Source organism: Lentzea sp. NPDC020367 (assembly GCF_044387305.1).
In the GTDB taxonomy this organism is placed as follows: Bacteria; Actinomycetota; Actinomycetes; order Mycobacteriales; family Pseudonocardiaceae; genus Lentzea.
In genome coordinates this window covers 617,664-633,865 of the sequence record NZ_JBIRVV010000005.1, presented here as the reverse complement: position 1 = coordinate 633,865, position 16,202 = coordinate 617,664, and the positions used below count along the sequence as shown (strand labels likewise).

The window sequence follows — 16,202 nt, the reverse complement described above, 5'->3', positions numbered from 1 at the left end:
TGACGCACCGCCGCCACGGCTGGACCAGGCCCAACGACGAGCAGAGGAGAGGATCGGGCAAGAGGAGAGCCGGATCGTCGTACCGCTGGGAAGGCGGCGAGGCTGGAATTGGAGGTGTCAGAACGACGAGTCAGAGGAGCCGAGACGATGCCGCTCGACCACTACGTCACCCTGGGCCGCTCCGGCCTGCGGGTCAGCCCGTTCGCTCTTGGCGCGATGACCTTCGGTGAGGATCCCGGGGCCGCCGGGTGCAGTGTGGAGGAGTCCGAGAAGATCCTCAGGGCCTACCTCGACCGCGGCGGGAACTTCATCGACACCGCCAACTTCTACACGAACGGGCACTCGGAGAAGATCCTCGGCGACTTCTTCACCCATCACGGGAATCGGGAGCGGGTGGTGCTGGCTTCCAAGTTCTTCTTCAACATGTTCCCCGGCGATCCGAATGGCGGCGGGGGTGGAAGGGGATCGATTCGCCGGCAGCTCGACGAGACGTTGCGGCGGTTGAACACCGACTACCTCGACCTCTACTGGATGCACAACTGGGATCGGAACACCCCGATCGAGGAGACCATGCGGACCCTCGACGATCTGGTGGGATCGGGCAAGGTGGGGTACGTCGGGTTCTCCAACGTGCCTGCTTGGGTGACGGCTCAGGCGCAGACCATGGCCCTGCTCAACGGGTGGACGCCGTTGGTCGCGTTGCAGGTCGAGTACTCGTTGCTGGCGCGGACGGTCGAGGGTGAGATCGCGCCCATGGCCCGGGACCTGGGGATGGCGCTGGTGCCGTGGAGTCCGCTCAAGAACGGGTTCCTGTCGGGCAAGTACCGGCGGAACGTGCAGGTCAGTGACTCGGAGCGGGTCAAGTTCATAAACAAGCCCAGTGAGGAGGAGTTCAAGGTCATCGACGTGGTCGCGGAGATCGCGGCGGAGACGGATGCGAGTGCTGCGGCTGTTTCGTTGGCCTGGTTGCGGGCGCAGGCTGGAACTGTCGTGCCGATCATCGGGGCGCGGAAGCTGGAACACCTGGAGAGCAACCTCGACGAGGTCGTGCTGACGCAGGAGCACGTCGCCAGGCTCAGCGGCGTCTCGCAGCCCGCGCTCAACTACCCCGCCGGTCTTCACGGGGAGTTGCGGGCGATGTTGCAGTTCGCCGGTACGACCGTTGATGGCGAGGCGTCGAACGTCTATCCGCCGTTGCTGCAGAGCGACGTTCGGTACTGAGGTAGAGCCTGCTCCACCCCTAGAACGGAAGCGTGCGTGACTGCGACAACCGGTGCCTAATTGGAAATCTTGTCCTCACCACGGCAAGGGGAGGCACAGGATGAAGAAGACGCTGGTAGGAGTGCTGGCAGCGGCCATGTTGTTCAGCGGAACGGCGATGGCCGCGCCGGCGAGCGATGTGCAGAAGCAGCTCGACGGGCTCACGAAGCAGCACGAGTTCCCGGCGGCGCTGGCCACGATCACCGAAGGCAACGGCAGGACCAGCGCCTACACGTCGGGCACGTCCGAGCTGAACAAGCGGACTCCGGTGCCCAGGAACGGGCAGGTGCGGGCGGGGTCCAACACCAAGGCGTTCGTTGCCGTGGTGGTCATGCAGCTCGTCGGCGAGGGGAAGGTCGAGCTCGACAAGCCGATCAACCACTACCTGCCGGGAGCGATCAAGGACGACCGGATCACGGTCCGGCAGTTGCTCAACCACACCAGCGGGCTCGCGAACTACACCGAGTTCATGGGGCTCGAGAAGTTCGAGGAGCAGCGGCACCGGTACTTCGAGCCGCGCGAGTTGCTGGACATCGCGAACGCGCACCCCGTGACGGGCGAGCCGGGCGTGAAGTTCAAGTACAGCAACACGAACTACCTGCTGCTCGGCCTGTTGACGCAGAAGGTCACCGGGCGGCCGATCGCGGAGAACGTCGAGCAGCGGGTCATCAGGAAGGCCGGCCTCAAGGACACCTACTGGCCCGGTGTCGGTGACCAGACGATCAAGGGCAAGCACCCGCAGGGGTATGCGAGGACCGGCAACGGCATCGAGGACGTCACCGAGATGGACCCGAGCTGGGGCTGGGCGGCCGGCCAGATCATCTCGACGACGAAGGACCTCAACGCCTTCTACCAGGCACTTCTGGGCGGCAAGCTGGTGCCTCAGGCTCAGCTGACGGAGATGAAGAAGACCGTCGACACCGCGGGTGAGATGTGGCCGGGCGTTGAGTACGGGCTCGGCATCGCCAGTGCGCCGTTGTCCTGTGGTGGACGGTCGTGGGGTCACGGTGGCGACATCCACGGTTACGAGACACGGGGCGGGGTCACCGACAGCGGCAGGGCGTTCTCCGTTGCTGTCACGGCGTTGCCGGGCACTTTCCAGGACACGGCTGAAGAAGCCGGCAAGGCCCACGAAGCGGTTCTGGCCACTGTGGACGCTGCTCTGTGCGGTGCCAAGTGATCGCGGTCGCGGCGCTCACGGCGCTGACTCTTCTTGTCCCCCAGCAACTCGACCAGATCGTCAAGGACGGCACGCCCGGCGTCGAGGCGCACGTGAACGGGCACGACCACGCGCGGGGCAACGCTCCCGTCAACGGGCAGGTGCGCATCGGGAGCATCACCAAGTCGTTCGTGGCGGTCGCGACGCTCCAACTGGTCGCCGACAACAAGGTCGAGCTGGACGGGCCCGCGAACAAGTACGTGCCGCACATCAAGGACGGCCGCATCACCGTGCGCCAGGTCCTGCAGCACACCAGCGGACTGCCGGACTACGTGCTCGACGTCGGGGTCCCCAAGATCGCCGACATCCGGGACAGGTACTTCGCGCCTCATGACCTGCTGGACGCCGCGCTGGCCAAGCCGCCGAGCTTCCAGCCGGGTGAGAAGTACGAGTACAGCAACACGAACTACGTCGTCGCCGGGCTGCTGATCCAGAAGGTCACCGGACGCCCCGTCGGCGAGGCGATCCAGAAGGTCATCACCAAGGCCGGTCTCAAGGACACGTACTGGCCGAACCAGGGCGAGCAGCGCATCCGCGGCCGCCACGCCCAGGCCTACGCGCTGAGCGACCTGCTCGACCCGAAGTCGAAAGTGGTCAACGCGACGGAGATCGAGACGTCCGCCGCGTGGGCGTCCGGCGCGATGGTCTCCACGCCCGCTGACGTCGCCAAGTTCTTCGAGGTGCTGCTCAAGGGCGGACTGCTCGAGAAAGCGCAGCTCGACGAGATGCGCAAGGCCGTCACGGTCGACGAGAAGAGCGCCTACGGCCTCGGGCTCGAGAGCACCAAGCTCAGCTGCGGCGGGGTCTGGTGGGGCCACGGCGGGTCGATCCACGGCTGGGCGTCGCTGGGCGGTGCGACCGACAGCGGCAAGAGCGCGGCGGTCACGCTCACCGCGTTGCCCGGCACGTTCGGCGACGACCCGATGAAGAAGTTCCAGCAGGTGTTCGACGTGATCGACACCGCGCTCTGCAGGAAGTGACGTCAGCGGGCGTACCGGAGCACCCAGAGCATGTCCTGCTCGGTGACCGGTCCGTCCGCGACGCACGCCGTCAGCCAGTCCGTCAGCGCCTCCGGATCGATGCCCGCCCCGATCAGCACCAGCTGCGTCGGGGCGTCGTCGACCGGCGTGAACGAGACGGACGCGCCGACGGTGTGCAGCATGAACGTGCCGAGTGGGAACCGCACGAAACCCTTGGCGCGGAACAACCCCTCCGGCCGCGCGCTCAGGAAGTCCATGAACAGCTTGGGGTGCAACGGATCCTCGAGCTCGAAGGACATGCTGTCGTACGAGGCGTGCGTGTGCGTGGAGTGGTCGTCCAGATCGTCGAACGACAGCTGCCGCGGCCCCAGGTCCGGCGGCCGCACCTCGAACAGCAAAGCCGGATCGATCCGTCCGAACGAGACCGGCAGCACCGGCGCCGAACAAGGCAGCGAAGGCAGTTCGGAAACCCGGTCGACCTTGTTCAGCACCACCAGATCGGCCAGGGTGAGATCGCGTTCCAGATGCGGCACGGCATCGAGCTCCACCGCGTCGGCCACGTAGATCAGCCCGCCGTAGGACACTCCGGGCGCCTGCAACACCATCCGGACCATGGCCGCCGGCTCGGCGAGCCCGGACGCCTCGATCACGATGACGTCCAGGTCCGCCGCGGCCAGCCGGGTCAGCATCCCGTCCAGTTCGGTGCCGTCGACCGCGCAGCACAGGCAGCCGTTCGACAGCGACACCATCGAGTCGACCTGGGCGGAGACGGAGAACGCGTCGATGTTGATCCGCCCGAAGTCGTTCACCACGACACCGATCCGCGTGCCGCCGGACGTGCGCAGCAGGTGGTTGAGCAGGGTGGTCTTGCCGGAACCGAGGAAGCCGGCGAGCACGACGACGGGGATCACGACGTCCGAGGCTAGCCGGTGAACTCGGCGTTGCGGCGCAACACCTCTTCCACGGTGCCGTCGAACATCGGCGGGTAGATGACCAGCTCGTCCACGCCGAGGTCCTCGTACTCGCGCACGACCGACGCGGACAGCGGCACGGACGCCGACACGCTGATCCGGAAACCGGAGGGGCGCTCGGGGAACCGGGCCAGGTGGCCGCGGATCTCCTCAGGCGTCCCGATGCCGAACCACCCCTGCGCACGCGTCACAGCCCGCCGGAACGCCGAGCCGCTGTGCCCGCCCACGACCACGCGCACGTTGGACGGCCGGGGATGCGCGTCGATCCCGGAGAACGACACGAACTTGCCCGTGAACGCCGGCGAGGGCGCGTGCCAGAGCTGGTCCATCGCATCCAGGTACTCGTCGGTCCGCGCGCCGCGGTCGTCGAACGACACGCCGACCGCGGTCATCTCCGGCTCGAGGTAGCCGGCTCCGACGCCGAGCGTGAACCGGCCGCCGCTGAGCAGGTCCAGCGACGCCACCTGCTTCGCGAGCACCAGCGGGTTGCGCTGCGGCAGGATCACGATGCCGGTGGCGAGCTCCAGCGTGGACGTGACCGCCGCCACATAAGCCAGGTGCGTCAGCGGATCCACGATCACGGCGTCCGGTTCGGACGGTGACGGGTCGACGCGCGGTGACGGCAGCACCACGTGGTCGGACGCCCACCACGATCGATAGCCGAGTGATTCGACCAGTTGGGCGAGTCGTCGCGTCTCGTCCGGTCCCGCGTGGTCGCCGATGTTGAGCCCCTGCACCCCGATGTCCATGATCGGGCCAACCATCGATTTGCATCGATCATTCCCGAAAGTGCAACGGAACAGGCACTTCGCGCATCAGAATGGCGAGAAGGGGGGCGATGATGACCGAGTTCCTGGCTGCCGCGCTGGCGTTTCCGACCGTGGTGTTCAGCTTTTCGTTGCTGATAGTGCTGGCCTACTGGCTCACGGTGGCGTTGGTGGGTCTGGACTTCGACGCCCCGGTGCTGCCGATCTCCATCTCGATGTTCGTCGTGATCACGTGGTTCGCCGCGCTGGTCGGCACGGTGCTCACGCCGGAGGGCTCGCTCCGGTACGCCATCCTCGCCGGATCGCTGCTCGTGGGCGCGCTCGTCACGAAGATCCTTCTCATCCCGGTCAGGAATTGGACGAAACCGGAGAAACCGGCGTCCCGCAACGACTTCGTGGGTCGCACCGCGATCGTCAGGACGACCAGGGTCACCGAGCGGTACGGGCAGGCCGAGGTGACCGCCGACGACGGCGGTACGGCGGTCGTTCAGGTGCGTGCGGCGCAGAGCACCGATCTCAAGGCGGGCCAGACCGCGTTGATCTTCGACTACGACGCAGAGGGCGAGTTCTTCTGGGTCGTGGACATCACCACAGGGGGCTGAACATGGGTGCGATCTCTACGGGGCTGATCGTGCTGATCGCCGTGATCGCATTGGTGCTGATCCTGGCACTGATCACGCTGAGCAGACTTTTCAAGAAGTGCGAGCAGGGCAAGGCGCTGATCGTCTCGAAGATGCGCAAGGTCGACGTGACCTTCACGGGAACCGTTGTGCTCCCGGTGCTGCACCGCTGCGAGACGATGGACATCTCGGTGAAGACCATCGAGATCCGCAGGGCCGGCAACGAGGGCCTGATCTGCCGCGACAACATCCGCGCGGACATCCGCATCACGTTCTTCGTGCGGGTCAACAAGACCGTCGAGGACGTCATCAAGGTCGCGCAGGCGATCGGCACCGAGCGGGCGAGCCACGAGCAGACGCTGCAGGAGCTGTTCAACGCCAAGTTCTCCGAGGCGCTCAAGACCGTCGGCAAGCAGCTCGACTTCGTGGACCTCTACACCCACCGCGACGAGTTCCGCGACCGGATCGTGCAGGTCATCGGCACCGACCTCAACGGCTACAGCCTCGAGGACGCGGCCATCGACTACCTGGAGCAGACGCCGCTCAAGCAGCTCGACCCGGCGAACATCCTGGACGCGCAGGGCATCCGCAAGATCACCGAGCTGACCGCGATCGAGCACGTCAAGACCAACGAGTTCACCCGCAACGAGGAGAAGGAGATCACGCGCCAGAACGTCAGCGCGCGTGAGGCGATCCTCGAGCTCGAACGGCGTCAAGCCGACGCGGAGATCAAGCAGAAGCGCGAGATCGAGACCGCCCGCGCGCAGCAGGAGGCGGAGACGCAGAAGGTCCAGGCCGAGGAACGCCTCAAGGCCAACACCGCCTTCATCCGCACCGAGGAACAGCTCGGCATCCAGACCGAGAACAAGGCTCGCGAGATCGCCGTCGCCGAGAAGAACCGCGAGCGCGTGATCGCCGTCGAGACCGAGCGCATCGAGAAGGACCGCATGCTCGAGGTCATCGCCCGCGAACGCGAGACGTCGCTGCGCATGATCGAGAAGGACAAGGAGCTCGAGCACGAACGCCGCGCGATCGCGGACCTGGTGCGCGAGCGGGTCGCCGTCGAGAAGACCGTGGCCGAGCAGGAGGAGAACATCAAGCGCCTGCGCGCGGTCGAGGAAGCCGAGCGCGACCGCCAGCAGGTCATCATCCGCGCCGAGGCCGAGGCGCAGGAGTCGCTGGTCAAGGACATCAAGGCCGCCGAGGCCGCGGAGCAGTCCGCGCAGCACAAGGCCCGCGAGGAGGTCGTGCTCGCCGAGGCGCGCAACAAGGCCGCCGAGCTGGACACCCGCTCCAAGATCCGTCTCGCCGAGGGCACGCAGGCCGAGGCCGCGGCGAAGGGCCTGGCCGACGCGCTGGTCAAGGAACGCGACGCCGCCGCGTCCGAGGCGCTGGGTCGCGCCGAGGCCGTGGTCGACCGCGAGAAGGCGCTCGCCGACGCCGAGGGCATCAAGGAACGCCTCAAGGGCGAGGCGGAAGGCCTGTCGCACAAGGCGGAGGCGATGGCCGCGCTCGACACCGCCACTCGCGAGCACGAGGAGTACCGACTGCGTCTCGAGGCCGAGAAGGAGATCCGGCTCAGGGGCATCGACGTGCAGCGCGAGATCGCCGAGGCCCAGGCCATGGTGCTCGCGGCCGGCCTGGAGAAGGCCGACATCGACATCATCGGTGGCGACACGATGTTCTTCGACCGGATCGCCAGCTCGATCACCGCGGGCAAGCAGGTCGACGGGTTCGTCGGCGGCTCGGACGTGGTGCAGGCGCTGGGGTCCAAGTGGATGGACGGGTCGGCGAACTTCCCGGAGGACCTGACCAAGATCCTCAGCTCGTTCACCACGGGTGACGCGCAGAACATCGCCGCGGCGATCGCGCTGACCCAGATGGCCAAGAACAACGGCCAGACCGCATGACACAGCTCGACGCGGGCACTTACGAGGTGCTGCGGGCGAGGTTGGCCGACCAGGCCACCGCGCTCGCCCGCAGCACCGAGGCGCTGAACGACCGGCGCGTCGAGACGTTCGGCAGCACGGCCCTCGAACTCGTTGCCACCGAACGCATCCGGACCGAGAACAACTGCGTGCCGCGCGACATCGTCGCGCTCGGCGACGTGATGCTGTTCGGCTACAACGTCTTCATGGGCCTCAAGCCCGAGACGACGGTCAACGACGTCTTCGCGGCGCACGGCAGGGACTTCGCCACGGTCGAGGCGGAGTTCCTGCGGGACCCGAGGTTCCGCAACGACTTCGCTGAGCTGTACCGGTACTACCGGGAAACGCGGCTGCTCCAGCTGCGCACGGTCGAGTCACGGCTGCTCGCGGTGTTCCAGACCGGCGCGCGGATCGAGGACATCCGCGTCCTGCGCTGGGACATCAAGGTCGACGGCACGGTCACGTACGTCGACAACCGCGGCGACCGGGACCACGTCTTCCCGCCCTCGCACGACTTCACGTGGGTCGAGACGACCCGCGAGCAGCACGTGCTGGGCCGGCACCCGCACATCGCCATCGACAACGAGGTCTTCGTCGAGACGGTCGGCGGCACGCTGACCGTCAAGATCGAGGACAACACCGAGTCGGGCGAGGGCGTCTACGACGAGCCCGTCGACGAGCCGTTGCAGAGCCTCGCGGACGCCGACGTGCACTACGCCCGCGTCGGCCCGCTGATCCTGCTGCGGATCCTGCCGTACAAGGAGACGGCGTGGCGGCACCTGGTGTTCAACACCCGCACCAAGGAGGTCACCAGGCTCGACGGCATCGGCCAGGCCTGCCAGCGCCTGCCGGAGGACCAGGGGATCATCTTCCCCGGCGGCTACTACCTGGTCACGGGCGCGGACAAGACGTTCGACGTCGACACCGACGAGCTGGAGTTCGAACGGGTCGTCCGGTCCGCGAACGGCGAGGACGTGCTCTACGTCTTCCACGCCCGCCGCGAGGGCCGCAGCCTCCTGTTGCCCTACAACGTGATCCGCAAGGAAGTCGCGACCCCCATCACCTGCCACGGCTACTCGCTCTTCGCCGACGGCACGCTGGTGGTCTTCCGCGAGACCGGCGCGGAAGCCGTGCGCGTGCACCCGATGCAGGTGTGGCGCACGCCGTTCGTCCACGACGAGGTGCTGCCGGACCAGGCGGGCCCGCTCGCCCGCATCGGCAACGCCGACCTCGTCCGCGGCATCTCGGACTGCCTGTCCATCACCAGGATGAGCGCCGAGATGACGCCGAGCGCGCCGGTGTTCGAGGGCCTGATCGCCCTGTGCACCAGGGTGATCGACGGCGTGTTCTGGCTAGACGAACTGGGGCTCAAGCAGGACGTCCAGGCCGTGCGCGCCACGGCCGAGCAGGTGCTGGACGAGTTCGAGGCCGTCCGCACGCTCACCGAGCACGCCGCCCAGCAGCTCCACGCCGCCGGCGAGAAGCTGGCGAGTCTCGTCCGGCTCGCCAGGTCGGCCGCACCGCGCAGCGCCGACGAGTGGGTGCGGCTGCTGGCCGATCTGCGGTCCGCCCAGGGCCGGCTGATCACCCTCAAGGACCTCAAGTACGTCGACCTCGAAGAGATCGACCGCCGCGAGGCCGAACTGGTCGAGGAACTCGGCGCGTCCGCACGCAGGGCCGTCGCGTTCCTCAGCGGTGAGGGCGCGTTCTCCCAGTACCACGAGGAGATCGACCAGATCGCGGCCGCGGAGCTGAAGACCGCGGCCGAGGCGAAGCCGCTGCGCGAACGGCTCGCGCAGCAGCAGACCGGCCTGGAGGTGCTGACCGAGGTCGTCAGCACCCTCGACGCCGCGGACACGACGACCCGCACGCAGATCCTGGCGAGCATCGGCGAGGTGCTGGCCGCGGTCAACCGCGCACGGGCCACTGTGGACGGTCGCCGCGCCCAGCTCGCGAACGCCGAGGGCCGCGCCGAGTTCGCCGCGGAGTTCGCGCTGCTCGGCCAGGCCATCACCGGCGCGCTGTCGGTCGCGGACACCCCGCAGCGGTGCGACGACCAGCTCGGCAGGCTGTTGCTGCAACTGGAGAACCTGGAGTCGCGCTTCGGCGAGTTCGACGACTTCCTCGCCCAGGTCGGCGCCAAGCGCACGGACGTCTACGAGGCCTTCTCCGCCCGCAAGCAGACGCTGCTCGACGAACGCGCCCGCAGGTCCGACCGGCTCGTGCAGTCCGCGGAACGGGTGCTCGGCACGATCCGCCGTCGCGTCGGGAAGCTGACCTCGACCGACGAGATCAACACGTACTTCGCAGGCGACCCGATGGTCGCCAAGGTCCGCACGGTCGCCGAGCAGCTCAGGGAACTCGGCGACGTCCGGGCCGACGAACTCGACGCGAGTCTGCGCGATGCCCGGCAAGAGGGAGGCCGGGCACTGCGGGACCGGGCCGATCTGTACGACGGCGCGTCGATCGTGCTCGGTCGTCATCGCTTCCCGGTGACGACCGAGCCGATGAACCTCACCCTGGTACCGCGCGACGGCCGCCTCTACTACGCGGTCACCGGAACCGACTACCGCAGCGAGGTCACCGCCCCGGATTTCGAAGCCACCAGGCCGTTCTGGGACCAGCTGCTGGTCTCCGAGACGGAGCACGTCTACCGGTCCGAACACCTCGCCGGATGCCTGCTCGACGAGGGCCGCACCGACGTCACGAACGCCGCCGCGGAACGCTACGACGAGGGCTACGAGAAGGGCGTCCACGACCACGACGCCGAGAAGATCCTCGCTGTCCTGCAACGACTGCACGCCGGTGCCGGATTGCTCAGGTACCCGCCGGAAACCCGTGCCAAGGCGCAGGTCTTCTGGTCCGAACAGCCGGAAGACCAACGCGCGGTGTGGACGCGCAAGGCCGAGTCGCTGGCCCGCGCCCGCACGATCTTCGGTGGCACGCACGGCATTCCAGAGCTGACAAGGCAGTTCGGGCTGGAGAACCTCAGCGCCGAGTACCTGTTCGAGGAACTCGCCTGCGAGCCCAGGGGATTCGTCACCAGCAAGGCCGCCCGCGCGGTGATCGACCGGTTCCGCGCGGTCGTCACCGAGGAACTCCACGACCGCGACCTGATCGAGGCGTGGCTCAGCGCGTTCCTCAAGGACGAGGACTGCCCGGAGTTCCCCGAGGTCGTCGCGATCCTGCTCACCGACCTGCCGCGCTACGACTCCAGCGCGTCGCTGACCGAGACCGTCACCGGACTGCTCGGCACGCACCCGCGCGTGCACGACCAGTCGATGGACCTGCGCCTGGACGAGGCCCTGACCAGGCTCCGCAGGTTCACCACCGAACAGGTGCCCGCGTTCCGCGCCTACCAGCGCAAGCGCGACGAGTTGCTGGCCGGGGAACGCCGCAGGCTCAGGCTCGACGACTACCAGCCCGCCGTGCTGAACACGTTCGTGCGCAACAGGTTGCTGAACGAGGTCTACCTGCCGTTGATCGGCGACAACCTCTCCAAGCAGCTCAACGACGGCACCGGTCTGCTGATGCTGATCTCCCCGCCCGGCTACGGCAAGACGACGCTCATGGAGTACGTCGCGAACCGCCTGGGCATGGTGTTCGTCAAGGTCAACGGTCCGGCGCTGGGCACGGGCGTCACCTCGCTCGACCCGGCGGAGGCACCGAACGCCACCGCGCGCCAGGAGGTCGAGCGGATCAACTTCGCGTTCGCCTTGGGCAGCAACGTTCTCCTGCACCTGGACGACATCCAGCACACCTCACCCGAGCTGCTGCAGAAGTTCATCTCGCTCTGCGACGCCCAGCGACGGGTGGACGGTGTCTGGGACGGCGAGGCACGCACGTTCGACCTGCGGGGCAAGCGCTTCGCGGTGTCGATGGCCGGCAACCCGTACACCGAGACCGGTCGCGCGTTCCGCGTCCCGGACATGCTCGCGAACCGCGCGGACGTGTGGAACCTCGGTGACGTGCTGTCCGGCCGCGACGCGCTGTTCGCGTTGAGCTACCTGGAGAACGCGTCCGGCTCGAACCCGACTCTGGGCGGAGTCGACGTGGAACCGTTGGTGCGTCTGGCGAACGGCGAGAGCGTCCGGCACGACCACGAAGCCGTCGAGCTGGAACGGATGCTATCGGTGGTCCGGAAGCTGCAACGGATCCAGCAGGTCGTGCTCAAGGTCAACCAGGCCTACATCGCGTCCGCCGCGGACCCGTCCGGGCAGCCGTTCCTGTTGCAGGGCAGCTATCGCAACATGATCAGGATGGCGGCGCGGATCGTGCCGGCGATGAACGACGCCGAGGTCGAGGCGTTGATCGACGACCACTACCTCGGCGAGGCCCAGTTGCTCGGCTCGCTGGCGGAGGCGAACCTCGCGAGGCTCAGGGAGCTCAAGGCCTAGGTTTGTCGCAGTTCAGCACGAACGGCTTGCCGTCAGGGCCGCGCAGGTCGACCGGCTGCAGGTGGTACTCCTTCAGGAGGTCGCAGAACTCGTCGCTCATCGGCCACTCGAGGCAGCGCTTCAACTCGTCGCCGAAGAGCTTCGAGTCGCAGCGCAGCAGGTCGAACAGGTTGGGCTGGGGCGCTCCCGGAGGCGGCGGCGGGGGCGGCCGGTGGTCGGGCCGGTGCCGGGGCGGCGGGTTGGCGCCAGGGGGTGGCGGCGGAGGCGGAGGGGGCGGCGGCCGCTCGGCACCGATCGCGGAGACGGTGGTCGTGGCGGTCGCGGTGATCACCTGGGGCGGCAGGGGCGGCGGCGCGACCAGGCGGATGTCGACGGGCTTGTCCGGCGGTGCCGAGAACAAGGCCGCGATGAGGGCAGCGCCCATCACCGCGACCGCGGCTGTGAAGTAGCCGCGGCGTCTGACACCAGTCATCGCTTCTCGCTCCCCAGGTTCCGCCTGCCCGGTAGCCGCCGTCCCCGTGGAATCGTTGTGCCCGCTAACGGTGTTACGGAATCGGGAAATCAGCCCGTCTTGTCCGGTCCCGCACCGGTCAACGAGATCCGCAGGATCACGCGCTGCTCTCGTCGCATCGCCGCGCGGTAGTCGTTCCAGTCGGCGTGCTCGCCGGAGATCGCCCGGTAGTGCTGGACCAGCAGGTCCATCGCATCGGGCAACGGCACGATCGTCGCGGTGCCGTTGATCTGGATCCAGCGCCCGAAGAAGCTGTCCGGCAGCACGCACAACGAGACGAGCGGATCGCGCTGGACCTGCTTCGTCTTGTAGGCCGTCGCTCGCGTGGAAACGAGCACATCACCGTTGTCGGCCAGCGCGACGAGCACCGGCGACATGGCCGGCGTGCCGTCTGACTTCACCGCGCAGAACACCGCGCGGTGCTGGCTGCGGAGCACTCCCCGTGCCTGGTCCAGGTCCATGGTCTTCATCCTGGCCAGGCGGGACGATGTCCGCATGCCCGATCCGAACTCCGTCAGCTGGCAGCTGCACGCGGACCCGACGATGTGGATCGCCGGAATCGCGAGCCTCTACCTGCAGGCACTGCACCCCAAGGCGGTCGCGGGTGTCGTGCAGAACTCGAACTTCCAGGCAGATCCGCTCGGCAGGCTCAAGCGCACGGCGGATTTCGTCGGCCTCGGCGTCTACGGCACCGACGAGGAGATCGCCACCGCCGCGGCACGGGTCCGGGCCACGCATCGCAATCTGCGCGGCGTCGTCGACGGCCGGACGTTCCGCGTCGACGAGCCCGAACTGCTGTTGTGGGTTCATTGCTCGGAGGTTTCCTGCTTCGAAACAGTGCTCGACCGCGCTGGGTACGGGCTGTCCGGGAGGCAGAAGGACCTTTACTACGCCGAGCAGCGAACCGCAGCCGCTTTGGTCGGATTGCACCCGGATGAAGTACCGGGATCCAGGCGTGAAATGGCCGAATACTTCGATCGGATGCGTCCGATTCTGCGCCGAACGCCCGATTCCGATGTGATCTACGACTTCTTGCACGGCCCTCCGGTGCAAGGGTGGGTCCGCCACGGACTGCCCGTGTACCGGGTTCTTGTCGGCCACCTGGCGTACTCGGTGCTACCCGAGTGGGCCATCGAACTACACGGCCGCGAGCCCTACGCGCACGCCGATCGTTGGCTGCGAATGATGCGCCGAGCTGCGCTTTTGATACCCGGCAAGATCAGGAGACTCGCTCCGCCCGACCATCTCAGGCGCGCGATCGAGCGACACGGCAGGCATGTGACACCTGGTAAAGCGAGGCTTCCGTAGTTGTCATACATCACAGTCGATCATCGCCGCAGGTCCGTAGCATTGCGCACGAATCCACAACACCCCCGGAAGGCCTGTCGTGATCCGTCGTGCCGCGCTCCTGACCGCCGTTGCGGTGCTCGCCACCGCCTGTGGGAGCGGTGACAGCAGCACAGTCATCGGACGTGCAGACTCCGGGAAGCTGACCATCGGCATCCGCTACGACCAGCCGGGCCTGAGCGAGCGCCGCCTCGACGGCAGGTACGTCGGCTTCGACGTCGACGTCGCCAAGTACGTGGCGAACGAGCTCGGCGTGAAGGACACCGGCATCACGTTCAAGGAGGCCCGCGGCGCCGCCCGCGAGTCGATGCTGGAGAACGGCGAGGCCGACCTGATCATCGCCTCGTACTCGATCACCGACGCCCGCAAGGAGAAGGTCGCCTTCGCCGGCCCGTACTTCGAGACGGGCCAGGGCATGCTGGTGCGCTACTCCGAGGAGTCCGTCCAGGGCCCGGAGACCCTCAACGGCCGCAAGCTGTGCTCGGTCAAGGGTTCCACCTCGGCGCAGAAGGTGAAGTCGGACTACTCCAAGAACGTGCAGCTCGTCGAGTACGGCCAGTACTCCGACTGCGTGATCGCTCTCATGGCGGGCAACGTCGACGCCGTCTCGACCGACGAGGTCATCCTCGCCGGGTTCGCCGCGGAGAACCCCGAACTGCTCAAGCTCGTCGGCAAGACGTTCTCCAAGGAGCGCTACGGCATCGGCGTGCCGAAGGGCGACGACAAGTCGCGTGACGCCGTCAACGACGCCATCGAGAAGATGATTTCGAGCGGCGAGTGGAAGCGGGCTCTCGAACGCAACGTCGGTCCGTCGGGTTACGAGATCCCGCAGCCACCGCAGATCACCGAGAAGTCCTAGGAAGTAGCCGCGGACTTCGACGTCCAAGTGGCCCAGTCGAACGCCCAGTCGTAGTAATCGCCGTCCGACGCCTGCAACGGCTGGGACGAACCGACGACCTCGACCGGGTCACCCAGCATCGTCAGGTCGAAGAACGTCTTGGCGTTGGCTCCGGACAGGTTCGCGCAGCCGTGCGACACGTTCTGCTTGCCCTGCGCCCAGGTCGTGCCGTTGTTCTCGTGCACGAACTCGCCGTTCTGCGAGATCAGCACCGCCCAGGTGACCGGGATGTCCTTGTAGCCGAACGTCGGGTTGGTCATCTTCCGGGCCGCTTCCTTCTGCTGCACCACGTGGATGCCGCCCCTGGTCTCGGCCCGCTTGTCGTTCTCCATCCCGTACGACGCGGGGAAGTCGTGCAGCAGCGTGCCGTCTCGGTAGATCTCGAACCGCTTGGTCTGCGTGTTCGCCTTGGCCACCAGCGCGCGGTCGGCGATCTTGAACTGCACGTGCACGTCGGACGCGCCGTACGCGCCGCCCCCGAACGGCACGCCGTACACGTCGGCGTCGACGGTGACCTCGGTGTTCGGCTTCCAGTAGTCACGCGGACGCCAGTGCGCCTCGGTGTCGGACAGCCACGCCCACGCGCCCTCGGTCGGGACGGAAGTCGTGACCGTCATGGCCTTCTGCACCGACGCCTTGTCCTGCACCGGCGAACTGAAGGTCACCTTGACCGGCATCGCGATGCCGTAGGTCTGGTGGTCGCCGACGTTGAGCGACGCGCTGGTGAGGCGCTGTGGCTTGATCGTGCGGAACGAGCCGGTGACCGGCACGTCGGTGCCGTCCTCGCCCTTCGCCGAACCGGACCACGTGTAAGCCTTGTCGTAGCCCAGATCCTCGGTGGCGACCCATCGGCCGGCGGTGAGTTCCCCCTTCACCACCCTGTTGTCGGCGCCCGTGAGCGCGACGGCGGTCAGTGCGCCACCGGTCATTCCGACCTGGAATGGTCCGGCCGGGCTGACCCCCTCGCCCGAGGCCGGCGTCACGGTCAGTGCCGCCTTCGCCTTCTGCGCCGTGACCGGAGCAGTGGTCGCCGAACCAGCGCTCGACGCACCGTCAGGCGCGGCGCCGCAGGCGGTCAATCCCAGTAGTACAGCCAAAACCAGTGGCCGGAACACGTGTCTCCCCAAGATCCCCTCGTCCAACGAACATGAGGACGCACGGGGGTGGAACACGTTGCTCGCGAAATCGCGATCACCCACCCGGACCAGCGGGTTTCCCCCTATTGAGGCATGCAACCGGCCAGTAATGACCTGTAGTGCTATGACCAATCACACGTTAGGCTGACCCGCGCAGGCCGTGGTTTC

13 protein-coding genes are annotated in these 16,202 nt (G+C 67.3%); 8 read left to right on the top strand and 5 right to left on the bottom strand.

From position 1 onward, the window contains the following. Positions 1-147 precede the first annotated feature (147 nt). The 3 genes from ACH413_RS24930 (at position 148) to ACH413_RS24920 (ending at position 3,459) form a co-directional block, all read left to right on the top strand. On the top strand, positions 148-1,221 hold the full coding sequence (locus tag ACH413_RS24930; protein WP_360045398.1) for an aldo/keto reductase: 1,074 nt from the start codon (positions 148-150) through the stop codon (positions 1,219-1,221). A 100-nt stretch (positions 1,222-1,321) separates the two neighbouring features. After that, positions 1,322-2,440, top strand: coding sequence for a serine hydrolase (locus ACH413_RS24925; protein WP_360045396.1), 1,119 nt, complete (start codon positions 1,322-1,324; stop codon positions 2,438-2,440). Beyond that, complete coding sequence (locus ACH413_RS24920; RefSeq protein WP_360045394.1) at positions 2,437-3,459, top strand: serine hydrolase domain-containing protein; 1,023 nt, start codon at positions 2,437-2,439, stop codon at positions 3,457-3,459. Before ACH413_RS24925 ends, ACH413_RS24920 begins: the two co-directional genes overlap by 4 nt. 2 nt (positions 3,460-3,461) lie before the next feature. Here ACH413_RS24920 and ACH413_RS24915 read toward each other — a convergent pair whose 3' ends face one another. Beyond that, complete coding sequence (locus tag ACH413_RS24915) at positions 3,462-4,370, bottom strand: GTP-binding protein (RefSeq protein WP_360045392.1); 909 nt, start codon at positions 4,368-4,370, stop codon at positions 3,462-3,464. An 11-nt stretch (positions 4,371-4,381) separates the two neighbouring features. After that, positions 4,382-5,179, bottom strand: a complete 798-nt coding sequence (locus tag ACH413_RS24910) for a TIGR03619 family F420-dependent LLM class oxidoreductase (protein WP_360045390.1) — start codon at positions 5,177-5,179, stop codon at positions 4,382-4,384. Between the two features lie 92 nt (positions 5,180-5,271). Between ACH413_RS24910 and ACH413_RS24905 the strand changes: the two genes are divergently transcribed. Genes ACH413_RS24905 through ACH413_RS24895 form a run of 3 tightly spaced genes read left to right on the top strand, consistent with a single transcriptional unit; the run spans position 5,272 to position 12,142 of the window. After that, the gene (locus ACH413_RS24905) at positions 5,272-5,799 is read left to right on the top strand and encodes a hypothetical protein (protein WP_360045388.1); all 528 of its coding nucleotides are present in this window, start codon (positions 5,272-5,274) and stop codon (positions 5,797-5,799) included. A gap of 2 nt (positions 5,800-5,801) precedes the next feature. Continuing rightward, positions 5,802-7,727 carry an SPFH domain-containing protein gene (locus ACH413_RS24900; protein WP_360045386.1) on the top strand — a complete coding sequence of 642 codons (1,926 nt, stop codon included), beginning with the start codon at positions 5,802-5,804 and terminating at the stop codon, positions 7,725-7,727. Next, positions 7,724-12,142 (top strand): DNA repair ATPase, encoded by a 4,419-nt coding sequence (locus ACH413_RS24895; protein WP_360045384.1) that lies wholly within the window; start codon positions 7,724-7,726, stop codon positions 12,140-12,142. Before ACH413_RS24900 ends, ACH413_RS24895 begins: the two co-directional genes overlap by 4 nt. On the opposite strand, the gene ACH413_RS24890 is transcribed toward ACH413_RS24895, so the two are convergent. Both ACH413_RS24890 and ACH413_RS24885 read right to left on the bottom strand, forming a co-directional pair. Then, positions 12,132-12,614 carry a hypothetical protein gene (locus tag ACH413_RS24890; protein WP_360045382.1) on the bottom strand — a complete coding sequence of 161 codons (483 nt, stop codon included), beginning with the start codon at positions 12,612-12,614 and terminating at the stop codon, positions 12,132-12,134. The two genes, ACH413_RS24895 and ACH413_RS24890, sit on opposite strands and share 11 nt — an antisense overlap. A gap of 89 nt (positions 12,615-12,703) precedes the next feature. Next, positions 12,704-13,150 (bottom strand): PPOX class F420-dependent oxidoreductase, encoded by a 447-nt coding sequence (locus ACH413_RS24885; RefSeq protein ID WP_360045380.1) that lies wholly within the window; start codon positions 13,148-13,150, stop codon positions 12,704-12,706. Between ACH413_RS24885 and ACH413_RS24880 the strand changes: the two genes are divergently transcribed. Both ACH413_RS24880 and ACH413_RS24875 read left to right on the top strand, forming a co-directional pair. Beyond that, entirely contained in the window at positions 13,149-13,961 is an 813-nt protein-coding gene (locus ACH413_RS24880) for an oxygenase MpaB family protein (RefSeq protein WP_360045378.1), read from the top strand. The genes ACH413_RS24885 and ACH413_RS24880 overlap by 2 nt on opposite strands. Positions 13,962-14,043: 82 nt before the next feature. Continuing rightward, positions 14,044-14,859: a glutamate ABC transporter substrate-binding protein gene (locus ACH413_RS24875; RefSeq protein ID WP_360045473.1), complete on the top strand. Its 816-nt coding sequence runs from the start codon at positions 14,044-14,046 to the stop codon at positions 14,857-14,859. Here the strand turns inward: ACH413_RS24875 and ACH413_RS24870 are convergent. Beyond that, complete coding sequence (locus ACH413_RS24870) at positions 14,856-15,977, bottom strand: Ig-like domain-containing protein (protein WP_360045376.1); 1,122 nt, start codon at positions 15,975-15,977, stop codon at positions 14,856-14,858. The genes ACH413_RS24875 and ACH413_RS24870 overlap by 4 nt on opposite strands. Positions 15,978-16,202 lie beyond the last annotated feature (225 nt).

Coding starts and splice junctions, on each gene's coding strand:
- ACH413_RS24900 (WP_360045386.1), top strand. CDS start 5,802: ATGGGTGCGATCTCTACGGGGCTGATCGTGCTGATCGCCGTGATCGCA.
- ACH413_RS24885 (WP_360045380.1), bottom strand. CDS start 13,150: ATGCGGACATCGTCCCGCCTGGCCAGGATGAAGACCATGGACCTGGAC.
- ACH413_RS24890 (WP_360045382.1), bottom strand. CDS start 12,614: ATGACTGGTGTCAGACGCCGCGGCTACTTCACAGCCGCGGTCGCGGTG.
- ACH413_RS24905 (WP_360045388.1), top strand. CDS start 5,272: ATGACCGAGTTCCTGGCTGCCGCGCTGGCGTTTCCGACCGTGGTGTTC.
- ACH413_RS24930 (WP_360045398.1), top strand. CDS start 148: ATGCCGCTCGACCACTACGTCACCCTGGGCCGCTCCGGCCTGCGGGTC.
- ACH413_RS24880 (WP_360045378.1), top strand. CDS start 13,149: ATGCCCGATCCGAACTCCGTCAGCTGGCAGCTGCACGCGGACCCGACG.
- ACH413_RS24925 (WP_360045396.1), top strand. CDS start 1,322: ATGAAGAAGACGCTGGTAGGAGTGCTGGCAGCGGCCATGTTGTTCAGC.
- ACH413_RS24895 (WP_360045384.1), top strand. CDS start 7,724: ATGACACAGCTCGACGCGGGCACTTACGAGGTGCTGCGGGCGAGGTTG.
- ACH413_RS24910 (WP_360045390.1), bottom strand. CDS start 5,179: ATGGACATCGGGGTGCAGGGGCTCAACATCGGCGACCACGCGGGACCG.